1 protein-coding gene is annotated in these 204 nt (G+C 39.2%); it reads left to right on the forward strand.

Annotated elements, in window-relative coordinates:
• Nucleotides 1-204: PepSY domain-containing protein (locus V7126_RS22335; RefSeq protein WP_335499296.1), on the forward strand; the 204-nt coding region annotated here is incomplete at both ends.

The following is a 204-nucleotide window of genomic DNA, read 5'->3' on the forward strand; positions in this document are numbered from 1 at the left end:
GACGGCAATGTGCATACTGTAAAAATAAACAGTGAGAGCGGCAAAGTCGTCAAACAAGAAACACAGAAAAAACAAGTCTCCATTACGAAAGAGAAGGCTCATTCTGTCGCATTAAAGAAATGCAAAGGAATCGTTACATCTTCTAAGCTGAAAAAAGAAAACGGAGTTTATGTTTATATCGTCAACATCCTCGGACAAGACGGC

The sequence above is a fragment of the Bacillus sp. JJ675 genome, from assembly GCF_036963165.1.
GTDB lineage: Bacteria > Bacillota > Bacilli > Bacillales > Bacillaceae > Bacillus > Bacillus glycinifermentans.